Annotated in this window: 14 protein-coding genes; 9 read left to right on the top strand and 5 right to left on the bottom strand. The window is 41.3% G+C overall.

Annotated elements, in window-relative coordinates:
* Nucleotides 1-14: 14 nt before the first annotated feature.
* The 3 genes from ilvA to HMPREF2853_RS09025 all read left to right on the top strand — a co-directional run bounded on the left by ilvA (nucleotide 15) and on the right by HMPREF2853_RS09025 (nucleotide 2,566).
* Complete coding sequence (gene ilvA, locus HMPREF2853_RS09035; RefSeq protein ID WP_000947300.1) at nucleotides 15-1,265, top strand: threonine ammonia-lyase IlvA; 1,251 nt, start codon at nucleotides 15-17, stop codon at nucleotides 1,263-1,265.
* A gap of 82 nt (nucleotides 1,266-1,347) precedes the next feature.
* Nucleotides 1,348-2,244: an SPFH domain-containing protein gene (locus HMPREF2853_RS09030; protein WP_070535921.1), complete on the top strand. Its 897-nt coding sequence runs from the start codon at nucleotides 1,348-1,350 to the stop codon at nucleotides 2,242-2,244.
* A gap of 106 nt (nucleotides 2,245-2,350) precedes the next feature.
* A complete protein-coding gene (locus HMPREF2853_RS09025; protein WP_001130031.1) occupies nucleotides 2,351-2,566 on the top strand; it encodes a capsule biosynthesis transcriptional regulator in 216 nt (71 codons plus the stop codon).
* A gap of 92 nt (nucleotides 2,567-2,658) precedes the next feature.
* Here the strand turns inward: HMPREF2853_RS09025 and HMPREF2853_RS09020 are convergent, their stop codons facing one another.
* Nucleotides 2,659-3,399, bottom strand: coding sequence for an amino acid ABC transporter ATP-binding protein (locus HMPREF2853_RS09020; protein WP_000189490.1), 741 nt, complete (start codon nucleotides 3,397-3,399; stop codon nucleotides 2,659-2,661).
* Nucleotides 3,396-4,961, bottom strand: coding sequence for an ABC transporter substrate-binding protein/permease (locus HMPREF2853_RS09015; RefSeq protein WP_049500153.1), 1,566 nt, complete (start codon nucleotides 4,959-4,961; stop codon nucleotides 3,396-3,398). The genes HMPREF2853_RS09020 and HMPREF2853_RS09015 overlap by 4 nt, the downstream gene beginning before the upstream one ends.
* A 129-nt stretch (nucleotides 4,962-5,090) precedes the next feature.
* Between HMPREF2853_RS09015 and HMPREF2853_RS09010 the strand changes: the two genes are divergently transcribed.
* Both HMPREF2853_RS09010 and HMPREF2853_RS09005 read left to right on the top strand, forming a co-directional pair.
* A complete protein-coding gene (locus HMPREF2853_RS09010) occupies nucleotides 5,091-6,986 on the top strand; it encodes a DUF2207 domain-containing protein (RefSeq protein WP_070535918.1) in 1,896 nt (631 codons plus the stop codon).
* 59 nt (nucleotides 6,987-7,045) lie between these two features.
* Nucleotides 7,046-7,891, top strand: coding sequence for an undecaprenyl-diphosphate phosphatase (locus HMPREF2853_RS09005; protein WP_000273572.1), 846 nt, complete (start codon nucleotides 7,046-7,048; stop codon nucleotides 7,889-7,891).
* 33 nt (nucleotides 7,892-7,924) lie between these two features.
* Here the strand turns inward: HMPREF2853_RS09005 and dinB are convergent, their stop codons facing one another.
* Nucleotides 7,925-8,986: a DNA polymerase IV gene (gene dinB, locus HMPREF2853_RS09000; RefSeq protein ID WP_049550494.1), complete on the bottom strand. Its 1,062-nt coding sequence runs from the start codon at nucleotides 8,984-8,986 to the stop codon at nucleotides 7,925-7,927.
* A gap of 236 nt (nucleotides 8,987-9,222) precedes the next feature.
* On the opposite strand from dinB, the gene pflB reads away from it, so the two are divergent.
* Both pflB and HMPREF2853_RS08990 read left to right on the top strand, forming a co-directional pair.
* Entirely contained in the window at nucleotides 9,223-11,538 is a 2,316-nt protein-coding gene (gene pflB / locus HMPREF2853_RS08995) for a formate C-acetyltransferase (RefSeq protein WP_000260647.1), read from the top strand.
* Nucleotides 11,539-11,956: 418 nt separating this feature from the next.
* Nucleotides 11,957-14,062, top strand: a complete 2,106-nt coding sequence (locus tag HMPREF2853_RS08990; protein WP_049500160.1) for an ATP-dependent Clp protease ATP-binding subunit — start codon at nucleotides 11,957-11,959, stop codon at nucleotides 14,060-14,062.
* Nucleotides 14,063-14,227: 165 nt separating this feature from the next.
* Here HMPREF2853_RS08990 and HMPREF2853_RS08985 read toward each other — a convergent pair whose 3' ends face one another.
* Together HMPREF2853_RS08985 and HMPREF2853_RS08980 are read right to left on the bottom strand one after the other, a co-directional pair.
* Nucleotides 14,228-14,710: an S-ribosylhomocysteine lyase gene (locus tag HMPREF2853_RS08985; RefSeq protein ID WP_000032557.1), complete on the bottom strand. Its 483-nt coding sequence runs from the start codon at nucleotides 14,708-14,710 to the stop codon at nucleotides 14,228-14,230.
* 94 nt (nucleotides 14,711-14,804) lie between these two features.
* The gene (locus tag HMPREF2853_RS08980) at nucleotides 14,805-16,289 is read right to left on the bottom strand and encodes a DUF1846 domain-containing protein (RefSeq protein WP_049550233.1); all 1,485 of its coding nucleotides are present in this window, start codon (nucleotides 16,287-16,289) and stop codon (nucleotides 14,805-14,807) included.
* Between the two features lie 152 nt (nucleotides 16,290-16,441).
* Between HMPREF2853_RS08980 and HMPREF2853_RS08975 the strand changes: the two genes are divergently transcribed.
* Together HMPREF2853_RS08975 and HMPREF2853_RS08970 are read left to right on the top strand one after the other, a co-directional pair.
* Nucleotides 16,442-18,052, top strand: a complete 1,611-nt coding sequence (locus HMPREF2853_RS08975) for a glycoside hydrolase family 13 protein (RefSeq protein ID WP_049550234.1) — start codon at nucleotides 16,442-16,444, stop codon at nucleotides 18,050-18,052.
* A gap of 169 nt (nucleotides 18,053-18,221) precedes the next feature.
* Complete coding sequence (locus tag HMPREF2853_RS08970; protein WP_070535914.1) at nucleotides 18,222-20,189, top strand: peptide ABC transporter substrate-binding protein; 1,968 nt, start codon at nucleotides 18,222-18,224, stop codon at nucleotides 20,187-20,189.
* Nucleotides 20,190-20,288: the final 99 nt, after the last annotated feature.

The raw sequence follows: 20,288 nt of genomic DNA, 5'->3' as shown, positions 1-20,288 counted from the left end.
TTGAGGAGGAGACAATGCTAAGTGCAAAAGATGTGGTGAAAGCCCACAAAGTTTTGAGTGGTGTAGTAGTTGATACACCACTAGAATATGATCATTATTTATCAGAAAAATACCAAGCAAAGATTTATCTCAAAAAGGAGAATGCGCAACGAGTTCGCTCTTTTAAAATTCGTGGAGCCTATTATGCCATTTCTCAACTGTCAAAAGAAGAACGCGAGCGTGGTGTAGTCTGTGCCTCTGCGGGAAATCATGCCCAAGGTGTCGCCTATACTTGTAATGAGATGAAGATTCCTGCAACGATCTTTATGCCCATCACAACACCGCAACAAAAGATTGGGCAGGTTCGCTTTTTCGGTGGAGAGTTTGTGACGATCAAGTTGGTTGGGGATACCTTTGATGCTTCTGCTAAGGCAGCACAAGAATTTACATTAACAGAAAACCGCACCTTCATCGATCCTTTTGATGATGCGCATGTTCAGGCTGGTCAAGGGACTGTAGCCTATGAAATTCTTGAAGAAGCCCGTAAAGAGTCTATTGATTTTGATACAGTACTTGTACCAGTAGGTGGTGGCGGATTGATTGCCGGTGTTTCTACATATATTAAGGAAACCAACCCGACTATTGAAGTGATCGGAGTAGAAGCTAATGGTGCTCGCTCTATGAAAGCAGCCTTTGAAGCTGGGGGACCAGTTAAGCTCAAAGAAATTGATAAGTTTGCTGATGGGATAGCCGTACAGAAGGTTGGGCAATTAACCTATGAAGCAACCCGAAAGAATGTTGAAACGCTGATTGGGGTGGACGAGGGATTGATTTCTGAAACCTTGATTGATCTTTATTCTAAGCAAGGTATTGTAGCAGAACCAGCCGGAGCTGCCAGCGTTGCAGCCTTGGAAGTTTTATCAGACTATATCAAAGGCAAGACGATTTGTTGTATCATTTCTGGGGGGAATAACGATATCAACCGCATGCCAGAGATGGAAGAACGTGCCTTGATTTACGATGGAATCAAGCATTACTTTGTAGTGAATTTCCCACAACGTCCAGGAGCTCTACGAGAGTTTGTAAATGACATTTTGGGGCCAAATGATGACATCACTCGTTTTGAATATATCAAACGAGCAAGCAAGGGGACAGGCCCTGTCTTGATTGGGGTAGCCCTTGCCAATAAGCATGATTATGCTGGATTGATTCATCGGATGGAAAAGTTTGACCCATCTTATATTAATTTGAATGGGAACGAAACGTTGTACAATATGCTAGTTTAAGCTAAAATAAAATTATTATCATATTATTTGCGTAATGGTAATGATGGTGCTATAATGAGGGTGACGAAAGGGGGAGATTCCCATGGTTTTACAAATTTTACTTGTTTTATTGTTTTTAGTGGTGATTGCATCAGTGATCATGGTTAGTTCTGTGTATGTGGTTCGACAACAATCTGTCGCTATCATAGAACGTTTTGGGAAATACCAAAAGTTGAGCAATAGTGGTATTCATTTACGAGCTCCTTTTGGAATTGATAGGATTGCGGCAAGAGTTCAACTACGCTTGTTGCAAAGTGAGATTGTTGTAGAGACAAAGACGCAAGATAATGTATTTGTAACGATGAATGTGGCAACTCAGTATCGAGTAAATGAAAACAATGTCACAGATGCCTATTATAAATTGATGCGTCCAGAAGCCCAGATTAAATCCTATATTGAAGATGCTTTGCGTTCATCTGTACCAAAGCTAACCCTAGATGAGTTGTTTGAGAAGAAGGATGAAATAGCCTTAGAAGTTCAAAAACAAGTGGCTGAAGAAATGTCTACGTATGGGTATATCATTGTCAAAACGCTGATTACTAAGGTTGAACCTGATGCTGAAGTAAAACAATCAATGAATGAAATTAACGCGGCTCAACGTAAGAGAGTTGCGGCGCAAGAGCTTGCTGAAGCAGATAAGATTAAAATCGTGACCGCAGCAGAAGCAGAAGCAGAAAAAGATCGCCTACATGGTGTAGGGATTGCAGAGCAGCGTAAAGCAATTGTTGACGGACTAGCTGATTCTATCCAAGAGTTAAAAGGAGCCAATGTTGAGCTGACTGAAGAACAAATCATGTCTATCCTATTAACGAACCAGTATTTAGATACGTTGAATAATTTTGCAGATAAAGATGGTAATAATACAATCTTCCTGCCAGCAAATCCTAATGGAGTTGAGGATATAAGAACTCATATATTATCGGCTTTAAAAGCTAAATAAAAATATGCAGAATAATATAGTTACGATGAATATATGTTTTTTTATTGACAAACGAAATAAAAACGTATACAATTAAGTATTGTAAAGAATAATTTAGGAGAAGAACATGGCTAAGTCGAACTTTGAAAAAGTAGAAGCAGTTGTTGGCTGGGTTCGTGATAAGAAAATCACAGGCTACCGTATCTCTAAAGAAACGAATGCGCGTGAAATGTCTATCATTGCTCTAGCACAAGGACGCGCAAAAGTTAAAAATATTTCATTTGAAACAGCTCTTGGTTTAATCGATTTCTATGAAAAAAATCATGAAAAATTTGAAGATTAAACTGTGGTCACAGGCAGATTCCTGAGTCGAGTCTGCCTTTTCTTTACAATTACAAATTAAAAAGACTGCATTCTTTATGCAGTCTTTGTTTATTAGCTGAGATAACGTTGAAGAAATTCTTTTGTTCGTTCTTCTTTAGGGTTCGTGAAGAGTTCTTCTGGTTTGCCTTCTTCAGCAATGACGCCCTTATCCATAAAGATGACACGGTGAGAAACATCGCGAGCGAACTCCATTTCGTGGGTTACAACGATCATGGTCAAGCCCTCTTGAGCCAAATCCTGCATAATTTTGAGGACTTCTCCGACCATTTCAGGGTCGAGGGCAGATGTTGGTTCGTCGAAGAGAATGGCGTCAGGATTCATGGAGAGTGCGCGGGCGATAGCCACGCGTTGTTTTTGTCCCCCTGAGAGTTGTTTGGGCTTGGCTTGCCAGTAACGTTCTCCCATACCGACTTTTTCGAGATTCTCTTTGGCAATTTTTTCAGCTTCAGAGTGGTCGCGTTTAAGGACAGTCGTCTGAGCGACGATTGTATTTTCAAGGACATTCAGATTTTCAAAGAGATTGAAAGATTGGAAAACCATACCGAGTTTTTCACGATAATGGGTGAGGTTATAGCCTTTTTCTAAGACATTTTCTCCTCGATAGAGAATCTCTCCCTCTGTAGGTGTTTCGAGTAAATTAATTGAACGAAGGAAGGTTGATTTTCCGCTTCCTGAGCTCCCGATGATGGAAATAACCTCTCCTTTATGGACGGTGAGGGAAATGTCTTTTAACACTTCGTTTTGCCCATAGGATTTTTTGAGGTGTTTGATTTCAAGGATTGCTTGTGTCATTTTTTCAAATCCTCCGTTTGCATTTGGTTAGCACCTGTAGTGTAAGTATCCATGTCCATGCGACGTTCGATAAAGCGTAGGATACGGGTCACAGTGAAGGTGAGGACAAAGTAAATCACGGCGATGATGGTAAAGGTCTGGAAGTATTGATAGGTTTGTGTTGCTACAGTATTTCCTGAGAAATAAAGCTCAACAACAGAAATAACGTTCAATACGGAGGTATCTTTGATGTTGATGACAAACTCATTACCAGTAGCAGGTAGAATATTGCGGACAACCTGAGGTAGGACAATCTTACGCATGGTTTGATTATGGGTCATACCAAGAGCAGTTGCAGCTTCAAACTGTCCTTTGTCAACTGCTAGGATACCACCACGGACGATCTCTGTCATGTAGGCACCCGTATTGATTGAGACGATGAAGATAGCAGCTAGTGTGCGGTCAAGATTGATACCGAAAGCTTGGGCAGTTCCATAGTAGATAACCATGGATTGAACAATCATTGGTGTACCACGGAAGATCTCGATATAGACATTAAGGATCCAGCCAAGTAGCTTTTGCAAGCCATAGATTGCCTTGTTCTCAGATAGTGGAGCGGTACGGAAGACCCCAATCGCAAGTCCGATAAGGAGACCTGTGATGGTTCCGATAATGGAGATTAAGAGTGTGATACCAGCACCACGCAAGAGTTGTTGCCAGTTTTCAGAAAGTATCTTAGCGACTTGGCTAAAGAAACTACTTTCTTCCTCTGTTGTTGTAGACTCCACAGGTTGCTCTTTGATCATACGATCCATGAGGGCTACTTGTTCATCCTTAGAGATGGTTTCGATGCTAGCATTGATTTGGCTGATGCGGCTGTCATCTTTACGAAGTCCAATGGCAATAGCTGTATCTTCTTCGCCAGTTTTGAAACCTGGTTGAGGTTGGATCATTTTGAACTTAGCGTTAGCAGACTCAGCGGTCATTGCTTCAGGTCGTTCAGAAACATAGGCATCAATAACACCAGCCTCCAGAGCTTGACGCATTTGGGCGAAGTCACCCATAGCTGTTTCTTTTTTGGCATCTGGAATTTGGGAAATCAGGTCATAAAGATAAACACCTTGTTGAGACGTGATTTTTGCCCCACTAAAGTCCTCTAAAGATTTGGCATTTGCATAGGCAGAGTCCTTTTTTACCAATAGAACCGGTTCGCTAGTATAGTAACTGCTTGAAAAAGCAATTTCTTGTTTGCGTTCAGCGGTTGGGCTCATACCGGCAATGATCATATCGATTTTGCCAGAAGTAAGGGCTGGAACAAGTCCTTCCCATTTGGTTTTCACAACCAAAGGTTCCTTACCAAGGTCTTTGGCAATCTTTTTAGCAATTTGAACATCGTAGCCGTTGGCATATTGGTTGGTACCGTCGATTTTGACGGCGCCGTTACTATCGTCGTCTTGGGTCCAGTTGAAGGGAGCGTAAGCTGCCTCCATCCCGATGCGTAAATATTCGTCGGCTTGGACTTGGCTAACTAGTCCTAAGGTAAGGGCTAGGCTAGCAAGGATAGATAAGCATAATTTTTTCATGTTTTCTCCTATTTCTAGTCTAAAAATGACTCTCTCTATTGTATCTAAAAATAGCGAGATTTTCAATACAAGTAAGCCTTTACTTATAAAAAATGATATAATGGTAAAAAGATTGAAAGGGAACCGATTATGAAAAAAAGATGGCTGTTGGCTTTGGTATTTACTTATTTATTATTTATACCGAGCCTGGTTTTTGCAGTAGACTTTGATATCTTATCCTATCAGGGGGATTTGAATATTCATGCAGATAATACTGCAATTTTTAAGGAAACAATTACCTACCGCTTTGGAGATGATTATAATGGTCAGTTAGTTGGACTAGGGAAAGCTGGGAAAATGCCAGAAGGATTTGACATTGATCCCGATCCGACCGTTCAGGTTTCTAAAAATGGAAGAATTGTTCAAAATGCTTCCTTCTATACTATGGAGGAAGAGGACGGCTACAAGGTAAAAATTTACAATGCTGGATATGCTGGAGATACTGTTCGTGTAACGGTTACCTGGAAACTAACAAACCTTCTCTTCTTATATAAGGATATCGCAGAGCTAAATTGGCAACCCTTGACAGATAGTACTGGAGACATCAAAGAGATTGAGTTTAAGGTCAGCTCTGATACTCCAGCAGAGAAACTCTATTTTCATGCAGGCCAACTCCTAAGGGACTCTAGTGTTGAAAAAGTACATAATCTCTATCATGTCAAAATGAAAGATCTTCCGAGAAAGCGACAAATCGAATTACACGCATACTGGCCGAGAAGTGCTTTTGCAGGGGCTCCAGATCAAGGATTAGAGGAAGAACGTTTAACCGATTTTAACCGGATTGAAAGCAATATAGCGACAGAAAAAGCGCAAAGTGAAATAATGATGAAATGGGTATTTCCCGTCATTTTTATGAGTCTCTTACTTCTAGTTCCTATTTTCTATAGGATGTTTCGTCAGAGTACAAGCATTAAAAAGGTCTTTCCAAAAGATCATCGACTCTACGAACCACCGATGGATTTGCCTCCAATGGTTTTAGCAGAAGCAGTGTATTCAACCTCCTTAGAGGAAGTCAATCCCCTAAACAAATCAGGGTTTGGTAAATTTACTTTTGAACGTTTGATTCAGGCAACCTTGTTGGATTTAGTAGATCGAGGTCATTTATCTATTTTCCAAGGGGATGAGGAACCTTATCTACGAATTATCAGTGAAAAAGGCTTATCAAATTTTGAGAAGGAATGCCTGCGAATGACTTTGTCAAATAAGAAAGAATTGGCTATTTCAGAGCTCTTCCCTGATTACCAAGTTTCATCTTCCCTTTACCGTGGTGCCAAAGAGTCAGATGAAAAACATATCCGAGAAACAGGCTCGCGTCTCAAACGCTCCTTTGAAGGAAGACTTCAACGCATTCAGTCTTGTGTCAAGGATAAGGTCCATGTACTTCGTATCCCAAGCTACTATCGTCCCTTGACAAGTGAGGAACGTCGCCTTGCTCTCGGGATGCGGGTCTGTTCAGCCATAACAGCTCTAGGTGGACTGCTATTCTTTTACTATAGCTGGCAAACACATGGTTTCTTTTCGATCCCATTTCTACTCTTAGGATTGACAGGATTAGGGACTAGTTTCTGGGTTTACCTTGCCACGCGAGGAGCCTATCGCGATGGAGTTCTAACAGAGGAAGGAGCGGAGATCTTCTATCTCTGGACGAGTTTTGAAAATATGCTTCGCGACATCGCTCATCTGGATCAGGCCGAGCTAGAGAGCATCGTCCTTTGGAACCGTCTATTGGTCTATGCGACTCTCTTTGGTTATGCCAAGAAGGTGAGCAAGTTAATGAAAGTTCGCCATATTCAGCTTGAAAATCCAGATTTGAATCTTTATGTAGCCTATGGTTGGCACTCACAGTTCTACACCTCAACTGCACAAATCAAGCAATATACAGCTGTCGCAAATACAGCTAGCAATTACTCTGTATCTTCTGGAAGTGGAAGTTCAGGTGGAGGATTCTCAGGAGGCGGAGGCGGTGGTAGCATCGGCGCCTTCTAAAAAATCTATCGCAACATCTGAAATTATGCTATAATAGAGGACAGAAAAAGGAGTAATGTATGTATTTTATTGAAATTTTGAAGTCAATCTTTTTTGGGATTGTTGAAGGAATTACAGAATGGTTGCCCATTTCAAGTACTGGCCACTTGATCTTGGTTGAAGAATTTGTACAATACAAGGACCAAAATGAAGCCTTCATGTCCATGTTTAATGTTGTCATTCAGCTTGGTGCCATTTTAGCAGTTATGGTCATTTACTTTAATAAGCTTAATCCCTTCAAACCTGGTAAAACTAAGGTCGAAGTTCGTAGAACTTGGCAATTGTGGTCAAAAGTCTTGGTTGCGACCTTGCCTTTGCTATTGGTTTTTAAATTAGATGATTGGTTTGATGCCAACTTCCATAACATGGTTTCAGTTGCAATCATGTTGATTATCTATGGTGTTGCCTTTATCTACCTTGAAAAACGAAATAAGGCGCAAGCCATTGAACCAACAGTAACAGAGCTTGACAAGCTGCCTTATAAAACAGCCCTTTACATTGGGCTCTTCCAAGTCCTCGCTCTTTTCCCAGGAACGAGCCGTTCAGGTGCAACTATCGTTGGTGGTTTGTTGAATGGAACAAGCCGCTCAGTCGTAACAGAGTTTACCTTCTATCTCGGAATTCCTGTTATGTTCGGAGCCAGTGCCTTAAAGATTTTTAAATTTATTAAAGCAGGTCAACTATTGAGTTTTGGACAACTGTTCTTGCTCTTGGTAGCTATGGGTGTTGCCTTCGCAGTCAGCATGGTTGCCATTCGTTTCTTGACCAGCTATGTGAAGAAGCACGACTTTACACTCTTTGGTAAATACCGTATTGTACTCGGTAGTGTCTTGCTGCTCTATAGTTTTGTGCGTTTATTTGTATAAGAAAAAGCTTGAAGGAAGATTCCTTCAAGCTTTTTAAAATCCTGTCACCGTAATTCCTAGTAAACGGATACCTTTTTCTTTGTAAGCTAGTTCTTCGTAGAGTTGAAGGGCAGTTTGAGAAATCTGACTAGCGTCCTGTGTTGCTTGTGGGAGGCTTTTTCGTCTAGTCAGAGTGGAGAAGTCAGCATATCGTATTTTGAGGATAATGATTTTTCCAGCTTTGTCCTGCTTGCTGAGATTGTGAGCTACCTTTTCTGAGAGAAGAGTCAGCTCTTTTTTAATGTCTTCTTCTACTTGTAGGATCTTTCCGTAGGTTTTTTCCTTGCCAATGGACTTACGAATGCGATTGGACTTGACCGGCGAGTTATGAATGCCCCTTACCTTTCGATAAAGGTCAAAACCGAGTCTGCCGAACCGATCGATTAAAGTGACTTCTGAGATGTCCAATAAGTCCGCACCAGTATAAATGCCCATTTCATGAAGGCGTTCAACTGTTTTTTTGCCCACGCCATGGAATTTAGCAATGTCCATTTGTTTGAGGAAGTCTTGGGCTTGATCTGGGAGAATCACTGTCAAACCATGTGGTTTTTGATAGTCACTAGCCATTTTAGCTAGGAATTTGTTATAAGAAACACCTGCAGAAGCAGTCAGGTGTAGTTCCTGCCAGATATCCTGTTGGATGAGGCGGGCAATTTTGACGGCTGACTTGATACCGAGTTTATTTTCTGTCACATCCAAGTAGGCTTCGTCAATACTCATAGGTTCAATCAAATCAGTGTAGCGTTTAAAAATAGCTCGAATCTCAAGTCCTACAGTCTTATACTTTTCATAATTTCCTGAGATAAAGACAGCTTGGGGACAGCGCTCATAAGCTTCTTTAGAGCTCATGGCTGAATGAACACCAAAAGCCCGCGCCTCATAGCTACAGGTAGAAACGACACCTCGACCACCTGTTTGTCTAGGGTCGCTTCCGATAATGACAGGTTTGCCCTTTAACTTGGGATTATCTCTTATTTCCACCGCAGCAAAAAAGGCATCCATGTCGATATGGATGATTTTTCTGGACAAATCATTTATCAATGGAAATATGAGCATTATTGCACCTTTCTAGCGTCATTTTCTATTCATTATACCTTTTTTTCTGAAAAAATGGAAAAGAGTAATCCTACTTTCAAAAATATAATACAGATTGTGCCTAAAATTAGACTGTATTAGAAAAGAAAGTAACAAAAAAGCCGGATTTCGCTTGTTGAAATCGGTTACTGTGTGGTATACTTGTCTCATGAATGTAACAGATGGCTGTTACTAGAAAGAAAAATGAGGACATTAACATGGTTGTTAAGACAGTTGTTGAAGCACAAGACATTTTTGATAAAGCTTGGGAAGGCTTCAAAGGTGTAGATTGGAAAGAAAAAGCAAGCGTTTCTCGCTTCGTTCAAGCTAACTACACACCTTATGATGGTGATGAAAGCTTCCTTGCTGGACCAACAGAACGTTCACTTCACATCAAAAAGATTGTAGAAGAAACTAAGGCTCACTACGAAGAAACTCGTTTCCCAATGGACACTCGTCCAACATCTATTGCTGATATTCCTGCCGGATTTATCGACAAAGAAAATGAAGTTATCTTCGGTATCCAAAACGATGAACTCTTCAAATTGAATTTCATGCCAAGAGGTGGTATCCGTATGGCTGAAACTACTTTGAAAGAAAATGGATACGAACCAGATCCAGCTGTTCACGAAATCTTTACTAAATATGTAACAACAGTTAACGACGGTATCTTCCGTGCTTACACTTCAAACATCCGTCGTGCTCGCCACGCTCACACTGTAACTGGTCTTCCAGATGCATATTCACGTGGACGTATTATCGGTGTTTACGCACGTCTTGCTCTTTACGGTGCAGACTACTTGATGCAAGAAAAAGTAAACGATTGGAACTCAATCGAAGAAATCGATGAAGAAACAATTCGTCTTCGTGAAGAAATCAACCTTCAATACCAAGCATTGCAACAAGTTGTTCGCTTGGGTGACCTTTACGGGGTTGATGTTCGCAAACCAGCGATGAACGTAAAAGAAGCAATCCAATGGGTTAACATTGCTTTCATGGCTGTCTGCCGTGTGATTAACGGTGCTGCTACATCTCTAGGTCGTGTGCCAATCGTATTGGACATCTTTGCAGAACGTGACCTTGCTCGCGGTACATTTACTGAATCAGAAATCCAAGAGTTTGTTGATGATTTCGTTATGAAACTTCGTACAGTTAAATTTGCTCGTACAAAAGCTTATGACCAATTGTACTCAGGTGACCCAACCTTCATCACAACTTCTATGGCTGGTATGGGTAACGACGGTCGTCACCGTGTTACTAAGATGGACTACCGTTTCTTGAACACTCTTGACAATATCGGTAACTCTCCAGAGCCAAACTTGACAGTTCTTTGGACTGACAAATTGCCATACAACTTCCGTCGCTACTGTATGCACATGAGCCACAAACACTCTTCTATCCAATACGAAGGTGTAACAACAATGGCTAAAGACGGATACGGAGAAATGAGCTGTATCTCATGCTGTGTGTCACCACTTGACCCAGAAAACGAAGATCAACGCCACAACATCCAGTACTTCGGTGCTCGTGTAAACGTTCTTAAAGCCCTTCTTACTGGTTTGAACGGTGGTTACGACGATGTTCACAAAGACTACAAAGTATTTGACATCGATCCTATCCGTGACGAAGTTCTTGAATTCGAATCAGTTAAAGCGAACTTTGAAAAATCTCTTGACTGGTTGACTGACACTTATGTAGATGCTTTGAACATCATCCACTACATGACTGACAAGTACAACTACGAAGCTGTTCAAATGGCCTTCTTGCCAACTAAACAACGCGCTAATATGGGATTCGGTATCTGTGGATTCGCTAATACAGTTGATACATTGTCAGCTATCAAGTACGCTACTGTTAAACCAATCCGTGATGAAAATGGCTACATCTACGATTACGAAACAATCGGTGAATACCCACGTTGGGGTGAAGATGACCCTCGTTCAAACGAATTGGCTGAATGGTTGATCGAAGCTTACACGACTCGTCTACGTAGCCACAAACTTTACAAAGACGCTGAAGCTACAGTATCACTCTTGACTATCACATCTAACGTTGCTTACTCTAAACAAACTGGTAACTCACCAGTCCACAAAGGTGTATACCTCAACGAAGATGGTTCTGTGAACTTGTCTAAACTTGAATTCTTCTCACCAGGTGCTAACCCATCTAACAAAGCTAAAGGTGGATGGTTGCAAAACTTGAACTCACTTGCTAGCCTTGACTTTGGTTACGCAGCTGATGGTATCTCATTGACAACTCAAGTTTCTCCACGTGCTCTTGGTAAGACTCGTGACGAACAAGTTGATAACTTGGTAACAATCCTTGATGGTTACTTTGAAAACGGTGGACAACACGTTAACTTGAACGTTATGGACTTGAACGATGTTTACGAAAAGATTATGTCAGGTGAAGACGTTATCGTACGTATCTCTGGATACTGTGTAAACACTAAATACCTCACTCCAGAACAAAAAACTGAATTGACACAACGTGTCTTCCACGAAGTTCTTTCAATGGATGACGCATTGAGCTAAGATTCAATTAGAATGAAAAGAAAGCTAGTCTATAGGACTGGCTTTTTTGTGTACTTACATTATCTATTCAAGACTTCAAAAAAATTTTAAAAAAATAGTCAAATTTGGTCAAAAAGATGTTGACTTTTACTGACCAATGTGATATAGTAGAAGCATAAGGAAAATGAATTCCTTAGAAAACTTCATTTTCAATGATTCTATTTATTGAAAATGTATGATAGATACCCTAGAAAGGGGTGAGGCCTATGTTAAATCTAACAGATTTTGAAAAGAAGATGATAAAAGGCTTATTTAAGAAAGAAAAACCAGAAATTATACGTAGAGTAGTTAGTTAGCTAGTCTAAAATTTTTAAAACAAAGGTCAAAGATAGTCAATATCAGAGATTGCAAATAATAAACAATAAACGAGGTAAAAAATATGAACAACAACTTTAATAACTTTAACAACATGGATGATTTATTTAACCAATTGATGGGTGGTATGCGAGGATATAGTTCTGAAAATCGTCGCTACTTGATTAATGGACGAGAAGTGACACCTGAGGAATTTGCTCAGTATCGTGCAACTGGGAAATTACCAGGAAATGCAGAATCTGAGGTGCAAATGCAACAACACGCTTCAGGTATGAAACAAGACGGTGTCCTTGCTAAACTAGGTCGTAACTTGACAGCGGAAGCTCGCGAGGGCAAGCTGGATCCTGTTATCGGACGAAACAAGGAAATTCAAGAAACTTCTGAAATCCTCTCACGTCGTACCAAAAACAATCCTGTTCTGGTCGGAGATGCAGGTGTTGGTAAGACAGCCGTTGTCGAAGGTCTAGCACAAGCGATTGTGAATGGAGATGTTCCGGCTGCCATCAAGAACAAGGAAATTATTTCTATTGATATCTCAGGTCTTGAGGCTGGAACTCAATACCGTGGTAGCTTTGAAGAAAACGTTCAAAACCTAGTCAATGAAGTGAAAGAAGCAGGGAATATTATCCTCTTCTTTGATGAAATTCACCAAATTCTCGGTGCTGGTAGCACTGGTGGAGACAGTGGATCTAAAGGGCTTGCGGACATTCTCAAGCCAGCTCTCTCTCGTGGTGAGTTGACAGTTATTGGGGCAACGACTCAAGACGAATACCGTAACACCATCTTGAAGAATGCAGCTCTTGCTCGTCGTTTCAACGAAGTCAAGGTCAATGCTCCTTCAGCAGAGGTTACTTTTAAAATCCTTCAAGGGATTCGTGACCTCTATCAACAACACCACAATGTCATTTTGCCAGACGAAGTCTTGAAAGCAGCAGTGGATTATTCCATCCAATACATTCCACAACGCAGCTTGCCAGATAAAGCTATTGACCTTGTCGATGTAACGGCTGCTCACTTGGCAGCTCAACATCCTGTAACAGATGTGCATGCTGTTGAACGGGAAATTGAGGCAGAAAAAGACAAGCAAGAAAAAGCAGTTGAGGCAGAAGACTTTGAAGCAGCTCTCAATGCTAAAACACGTATTGCAGAATTAGAGAAAAAAGTCGAAAACCACACAGAAGACATGAAAGTGACTGCAAGCATCAACGATGTGGCTGAGTCCGTAGAGCGTATGACTGGTATCCCAGTTTCTCAAATGGGGGCATCTGATATCGAACGCCTAAAAGATATGGCTCATCGCTTGGAACACAAGGTAATTGGCCAAGATAAGGCAGTAGAAGCAGTAGCTCGTGCTATCCGTCGTAACCGTGCAGGATTTGATGAAGGCAATCGCCCAATCGGTAGCTTCCTCTTTGTAGGGCCTACTGGAGTTGGTAAGACGGAGCTTGCTAAGCAATTGGCATTGGATATGTTTGGTACCAAGGATGCGATTATCCGCTTGGATATGTCTGAATACAGTGACCGCACAGCCGTATCTAAGTTAATTGGTACAACAGCAGGTTATGTGGGGTATGATGACAATAGCAATACCTTGACAGAACGTGTTCGTCGTAATCCTTACTCTATCATTCTCTTGGACGAAATTGAAAAGGCTGATCCTCAAGTAATCACCCTTCTCCTCCAAGTATTGGATGATGGTCGTTTGACTGATGGTCAAGGAAATACAGTGAACTTCAAGAACACGGTCATTATCGCGACATCAAATGCTGGATTTGGTTATGAAGCCAACTTGACAGAAGATGCTGACAAACCAGAATTGATGGATCGTTTGAAACCATTCTTCCGCCCAGAGTTCCTTAACCGCTTTAATGCAGTTATCGAGTTCTCACACTTGAATAAGGAGGACCTTTCTAAGATTGTGGACTTGATGTTGGCGGAAGTCAACCAAACCTTGGCTAAGAAAGACATTAATTTAGAAGTCAGCCAAGCGGCTAAGGACTTTATCACAGAAGAAGGCTATGACGAAGTTATGGGTGTTCGTCCTCTCCGTCGCGTGGTTGAACAACAAATTCGTGATAAGGTGACAGACTTCCACTTGGATCATCTAGATGCTAAACATCTGGAAGCAGATATGGAAGATGGTGGTTTAGTTATTCGTGAAAAAGCCTAATACTCTTCGAAAATCAAATTCAAACCACGTCAACGTCGCCTTGCCGTACTCAAGTACAGCCTGCGGCTAGTTTCCTAGTTTGCTCTTTGATTTTCATTGAGTATAAGACAAAATTTTGAGAATAAAAAAGAAGGAACTAGCTAAAAAGCTGGTTCCTTTTTGTGTTTAGATGACATGGCGCTCAAAGGCATCATCTGAGATTCCTTGTTCCAGAATGAGTTTCGCCCATTCTTTAGCAGAAAAGAGGCTGTGGTCCTTGTAGTTTCCGCAAGATTCGATGGTTGTTCCAGGAACATCTTCCCAAGTAGTGGTTTCAGCAATTTCTTTGAGCGAATCCTTGATAACAGCTGCAATCTCAGCGCTGGTATGGCGTCCCCACATAATCATGTGGAAGCCTGTACGGCAACCAAATGGTGAGCAGTCAATCATGCCGTCAATGCGGGTACGGATGAGTTTGGCCAAGAGGTGCTCGATCGTGTGAAGGCCAGCGGTAGGGATAGAGTCTTCATTTGGTTGCACCAAGCGAATATCAAAGTTGGAGATGACATCTCCCTTTGGCCCTGTTTCTTCCCCAATCAAGCGGACATAGGGTGCTTTAACAATGGTGTGGTCTAGTTCAAAACTTTCGACAATAACTTCTTTTGACATGGTAAATCCTTTCAGTTTTCTTCCTTCATTATATCATAAAGGGTGCTCTTGAGATAGAGAGAAAACCTCTCCAAGAAAGGAGAGGTTTGAGTTTTTATTTGCGATACAAGCGATCGTATTGGTAGTATGGGTCAAAGGTTACGTTGATGCCTAGCTTGCGAAGGACGTTCTTGTCTTCATCAGTTAAGATGATGGTTGAGTGAGCTTCACTTCCTTTGAGGTTACCCAGTTCTTTCATTGCGCGCGCAGCATCAGGATTTTCCATAGCTGTGATTGCAAGAGCAATCAGGATTTCATTTGAATGCAGGCGCGGATTGCGGCTACCTAGATGATTGATTTTAAGACCTTGAATTGGTTTGACGACTTCAGGCTCGATTAGTTTCACTTCCTTAGCGATGTCAGCTGATTTTTTAATAGCATTGATCAAGGCAGCAGCTGTAGGACCAAAGAGTTCAGAGTTTTTACCAGTGACAATGTCACCAGATGGTAATTCAAGAGCTAGGGCAGGACCACCGGTTTCTTCAGCCTTTTGACGTGCTGCGACAGCAACCTGACGGTCTGCAGGTGTGATACCGAGATCGTTCATGAGAAGTTCAATCTTCTTGACAGCAGTTTCTCCGACTTTTTCAGCTTTAAAATCAAGAACAGTTTGATAATAGCGACGGATGATTTCTTGTTTAGAAGCTTCGATAGCAGCTTCATTATCAGTAATAGCAAAACCAACCATGTTGACACCCATGTCTGTTGGTGAAGCGTATGGAGACTCACCGAGAATGCGTTCCAACATACGTTTGAGCACTGGGAAAATTTCGATATCACGGTTGTAATTGACAGTGGTTTCTCCGTAGGTTTGGAGATGGAAAGGGTCAATCATGTTGACATCGTCAAGGTCTGCGGTTGCAGCCTCGTAGGCCAAATTGACTGGATGATGAAGGGGCAGATTCCAGACTGGGAAGGTTTCAAATTTAGCGTAGCCAGACTTGATACCGTTGAGTTGGTCGTGGTACATATTGGACATACAAGTTGCCAATTTTCCAGAACCAGGTCCAGGAGCGGTTACGACAATCAAGTTGCGACTGGTTTTGATGTAGTCGTTTTTTCCCATACCTTCGGGAGAAATGATGTGGTCCATATCCGTCGGGTATCCTTTGATTGGATAATGAAGATAAGAATCAATTCCATTTTTCTCGAGCTGGTTTCGGAAGGCATCTGCAGCGGGTTGTCCGGCGTATTGTGTGATGACAACAGAACCGACAAAGATTCCCAGTTCATTGAATTTGTCAATCAAACGAAGAACTTCTTGGTCATAAGAAATGCCCAAGTCACCACGTGCTTTAGAGTGCTCGATATTGCTAGCATTAATAGCAATCACAACTTCAATCTGCTCTTTCAATTCTTGCAAGAGCTTGATTTTATTGTCAGGCTCATAACCAGGAAGAACACGAGCAGCGTGGAAATCTTCTAACATTTTACCACCAAACTCCAAGTAGAGCTTGCCGTCAAATTGATTAATGCGCTCTAAGATGTGGTCGCGCTGTAGATTCAAATATTGTTCAGAACTAAAAGCTTGTTTTTTCATTTTTTTACCTCTGACCTCTATTATAATAAAAAATTGGAAGTTAGGAAACTACGGAGTCAAAAAAGAAATCAAAAAGATTAGGCAAACGCTTGCACTATGTTCAAAAAAGCGCTATCATAGACTATAGATTATTAAAATAATGAGGTAAACAGATGCAAGAAAAATGGTGGCACAATGCCGTAGTCTATCAAGTCTATCCAAAGAGTTTTATGGATAGTAATGGAGATGGAATTGGTGATTTGCCAGGAATTACGAGTAAGTTAGACTATCTAGCCAAACTAGGGATTACAGCGATTTGGCTTTCTCCCGTTTATGACAGTCCTATGGATGATAATGGTTATGATATTGCTGATTATCAAGCGATTGCTGCTATTTTCGGAACTATGGAGGATATGGATGAATTGATCGCTGAGGCTAAGAAGCGTGACATTCGAATTATCATGGACTTGGTGGTCAATCATACCTCGGATGAACACGCCTGGTTTGTCGAGGCCTGTGAAAATCCTGATAGCCCCGAGCGAGACTACTATATCTGGCGGGATGAGCCTAATGATTTGGAGTCTATCTTTAGTGGGTCTGCTTGGGAATACGATGAAAAGTCGGGTCAATACTATCTTCACTTTTTCAGCAAGAAACAGCCCGATCTCAACTGGGAGAATGAAAAACTGCGCCAAAAAATTTATGAGATGATGAACTACTGGATTGATAAAGGGATTGGCGGTTTCCGTATGGATGTTATTGACATGATTGGCAAGATTCCTGATGAGAAGGTAGTGAATAATGGTCCCATGCTCCATCCCTATCTCAAGGAAATGAATCAGGGGACCTTTAGAGATAAGAATCTCTTGACAGTAGGAGAGACCTGGGGAGCAACGCCAGAGATTGCTAAGCTCTACTCGGATCCAAAAGGACAAGAATTGTCAATGGTTTTCCAGTTTGAACACATCTGTCTTCAGTATCAGGAAGGGCAACCTAAGTGGCACTATCAAAAAGAGTTAAATGTAGGGAAGTTAAAAGAGATTTTCAACAAATGGCAGACAGAGCTGGGAGTTGAAGATGGCTGGAATTCCCTCTTCTGGAATAACCATGACCTTCCTCGTATCGTCTCCATCTGGGGAAATGACCAAGAATACCGTGAAAAATCTGCCAAAGTCTTTGCAATCCTGCTTCATTTGATGAGAGGAACGCCTTATATTTACCAAGGTGAGGAGATCGGGATGACCAACTATCCATTTGAAACACTGGATCAAGTAGAAGATATTGAATCCCTCAACTATGCGCGTGAGGCTCTTAAAAAAAGTGTTCCGCTAGAGGAAATTATGGACAGCATCCGTATCATTGGTCGCGACAATGCCCGTACTCCAATGCAATGGAATGAGAGCCAAAATGCTGGTTTCTCAACAGGTCAACCGTGGTTGGCAGTTAATCCAAACTACGAAAAAATCAACGTTCAAGAAGCACTGGCAAATCCAGAATCTATTTTCTATACCTATCAAAAACTCGTTCAAATCCGCAAGGAAAACAGTTGGCTGATTCGCGCTGACTTTGAATTGCTTGATACGGCTGATAAGGTTTTTGCTTATATCCGTAAGGACGGTGAGCGCCGCTTCCTAGTTGTGGCTAACTTGTCCAATGAAAAACAAAACTTTTCAGTAGAAGGAAGAGTTAAGTCAATCTTGATTGAAAACACTACTGCTAAAGAAGCAGTTGAAAAACAAACCTTGGCTCCATGGGATGCCTTTTGTGTGGAACTAGCGGATTAAAATAAGTGAACCTCAAGCCTTTGATGCTTGGGGTTCTTTTGTTGAAAAATATATAGAAAAACCTTTAAAAAATATTTGTTAGAATTTTCTAAAAAATCTGGCGAAAGTTCTTGCTTTTATGAAAAAATAGGGTATAATGGTGAAAACACTATCTTTAAGGAGATTACTTATGAAATCGAAAAAGTGGCTCTTAGGAGCAGGTGCTGTTTTGAGTGCGGCCCTACTGTTAACTGCTTGTGGGCAAAGTGAAAAGAAAGCGGATGCTCCCAAGACATTCTCTTATGTCTATGCTATGGATCCATCTTCTTTGGACTATAGTGTGACGAGCAAGAGCTCAACTTCTGACGTTATAGCAAACGTTGTTGATGGTCTTTTGGAAAATGACAAGTATGGGAACTTAATTCCATCACTTGCAGAAGACTGGTCTGTTTCAAAGGATGGTTTGACTTACACCTACAAACTTCGTAAGGGTGTAAAATGGTATACTTCTGATGGGGAAGAATACGCTGAAGTTAAAGCTAAAGACTTTGTTACTGGGCTTAAACATGCCGCTGACGGAAAATCAGATGGTCTTTCTTTGATTCAGGATTCTATCAAAGGTTTGGCAGAGTATGTTAGTGGTGAGAGCAATGATTTCTCTACCGTAGGAGTTAAGGCTGTTGATGATTATACGGTAGAATATACGCTCAACAAACCAGAGAGTTTCTGGAACTCTAAGGTCACAACTGCAACCATGCTCCCAGTTAATGAAGAATTTTTGAATTCTAAAGGGAGCGACTACGGTGCACCAACCCCATCAGGTATCCTATATAATGGTCCTTATTTCTTGAAATCATTGACTTCAAAATCAGTCATTGAATATGAAAAGAATCCAAACTACTGGGATAAGGACAATGTCAAGATTGACAATATTAAACTAACTTTCTACGATGGATCAGACCAAGAATCCTTGATTCGTAGCTTTACACAAGGAGCTTATACAACAGCTCGTCTCTTCCCGACAAGTTCAAATTTTGAGTCAACTAAACAAGAGTACGGCGATAAGATTGTTTACAGTCCACAAGAAGCGACAAGCTACTACCTCACTGTTAACGTAAACCGCCAATCTTACAATAAAACAGCTAAAACAGACGAAGCTCAAAAAACATCAACGAAAGAAGCTCTTCTCAACAAGAACTTCCGTCAGGCGCTGAACTTTGCCCTTGATCGTCATTCTTATACTGCTCAGTTGAATGGTGAAGAAGGTGCGGACAAGATTATCCGTAACAGCCTAGTGCCACATGACTACGTTCAAGTGGGTGAAAAAACCTTTGGAGAGTTGGCACAGGCAGAGCTCGTTTCATATGGAGACCAGTGGAAAGATGTAGCCCTTACAGATGGCAAGGATACGATTTACAGTCCTGAAAAAGCTAAGGCAGCCTTTGCTAAAGCCAAGGAAGAATTGCAGGGCAAGGGGGTTACCTTCCCAATCCATTTGGATATCCCGGTTGAACAAACAGATGTAATCGCGGTTCAACAAACTAACTCACTCAAGCAGTCTATCGAATCATCACTTGGTACTGAAAATGTCATTGTCGATGTCCTTCAAATGACAGATAATGAGAAAATGAGCATTACATCTCAAGCCAAGGTTCCATCCCAAAAAGACTATGACTTGAACGGAACTGGTTGGGGACCAGATTATCAAGACCCGGCTACCTACCTCAACATCCTTGATGCTAAGAAGGGTTCTGCCCTTAAACACTTGGGGATCAATCGCGGAAAAGATCCAGAAGTGATGGCTCAAGTTGGACTGGACGAATACAAGAAACTCTTGGATGACGCTGCAGCTGAAACCAGCGACCTTAACAAGCGTTATGAAAAATATGCTAAAGCTCAAGCTTGGGTATCGGATAGTTCACTTTTAATCCCAGTTGCTTCTTCAGGTGGTTCTCCAACTGTTAGCCGAACTGTACCATTCTCAAAAGCATACTCTCAAGTCGGAATCAAGGGAGACCCATTTGTGTTCAAAGGTTTGGAGTTGCAAAATGACGTTGTGACTGCAAAAGAATACGAAGAAGCCTTCAAGAAATGGCAACAAGAAAAAATCGAGACAAATGCCAAATACCAAAAAGAACTTGAAAAACACGTCAAGTAATCTATAAATAGAAAAGGAAGTTGCAGGAAACTATGCTTCCTTTTTTGTTTTGATACACCAGTTGTCATAAAAGCGGTAACTTTACATTTTTGAATAAAT

Source organism: Streptococcus sp. HMSC077F03 (assembly GCF_001812375.1).
GTDB classification, from domain to species: Bacteria; Bacillota; Bacilli; order Lactobacillales; family Streptococcaceae; genus Streptococcus; species Streptococcus oralis_S.
The sequence above is the reverse complement of the archived record's forward strand: the minus strand, read 5'-3'. Positions and strand labels throughout refer to the sequence as shown.

Bases quoted from the DNA above. Each gene is read 5' to 3' on its own strand.
- ilvA (WP_000947300.1), top strand. From the start codon at position 15: ATGCTAAGTGCAAAAGATGTGGTGAAAGCCCACAAAGTTTTGAGTGGT.
- HMPREF2853_RS09030 (WP_070535921.1), top strand. From the start codon at position 1,348: ATGGTTTTACAAATTTTACTTGTTTTATTGTTTTTAGTGGTGATTGCA.
- HMPREF2853_RS09025 (WP_001130031.1), top strand. From the start codon at position 2,351: ATGGCTAAGTCGAACTTTGAAAAAGTAGAAGCAGTTGTTGGCTGGGTT.
- HMPREF2853_RS09020 (WP_000189490.1), bottom strand. From the start codon at position 3,399: ATGACACAAGCAATCCTTGAAATCAAACACCTCAAAAAATCCTATGGG.
- HMPREF2853_RS09015 (WP_049500153.1), bottom strand. From the start codon at position 4,961: ATGAAAAAATTATGCTTATCTATCCTTGCTAGCCTAGCCCTTACCTTA.
- HMPREF2853_RS09010 (WP_070535918.1), top strand. From the start codon at position 5,091: ATGAAAAAAAGATGGCTGTTGGCTTTGGTATTTACTTATTTATTATTT.
- HMPREF2853_RS09005 (WP_000273572.1), top strand. From the start codon at position 7,046: ATGTATTTTATTGAAATTTTGAAGTCAATCTTTTTTGGGATTGTTGAA.
- dinB (WP_049550494.1), bottom strand. From the start codon at position 8,986: ATGCTCATATTTCCATTGATAAATGATTTGTCCAGAAAAATCATCCAT.
- pflB (WP_000260647.1), top strand. From the start codon at position 9,223: ATGGTTGTTAAGACAGTTGTTGAAGCACAAGACATTTTTGATAAAGCT.
- HMPREF2853_RS08990 (WP_049500160.1), top strand. From the start codon at position 11,957: ATGAACAACAACTTTAATAACTTTAACAACATGGATGATTTATTTAAC.
- HMPREF2853_RS08985 (WP_000032557.1), bottom strand. From the start codon at position 14,710: ATGTCAAAAGAAGTTATTGTCGAAAGTTTTGAACTAGACCACACCATT.
- HMPREF2853_RS08980 (WP_049550233.1), bottom strand. From the start codon at position 16,289: ATGAAAAAACAAGCTTTTAGTTCTGAACAATATTTGAATCTACAGCGC.
- HMPREF2853_RS08975 (WP_049550234.1), top strand. From the start codon at position 16,442: ATGCAAGAAAAATGGTGGCACAATGCCGTAGTCTATCAAGTCTATCCA.
- HMPREF2853_RS08970 (WP_070535914.1), top strand. From the start codon at position 18,222: ATGAAATCGAAAAAGTGGCTCTTAGGAGCAGGTGCTGTTTTGAGTGCG.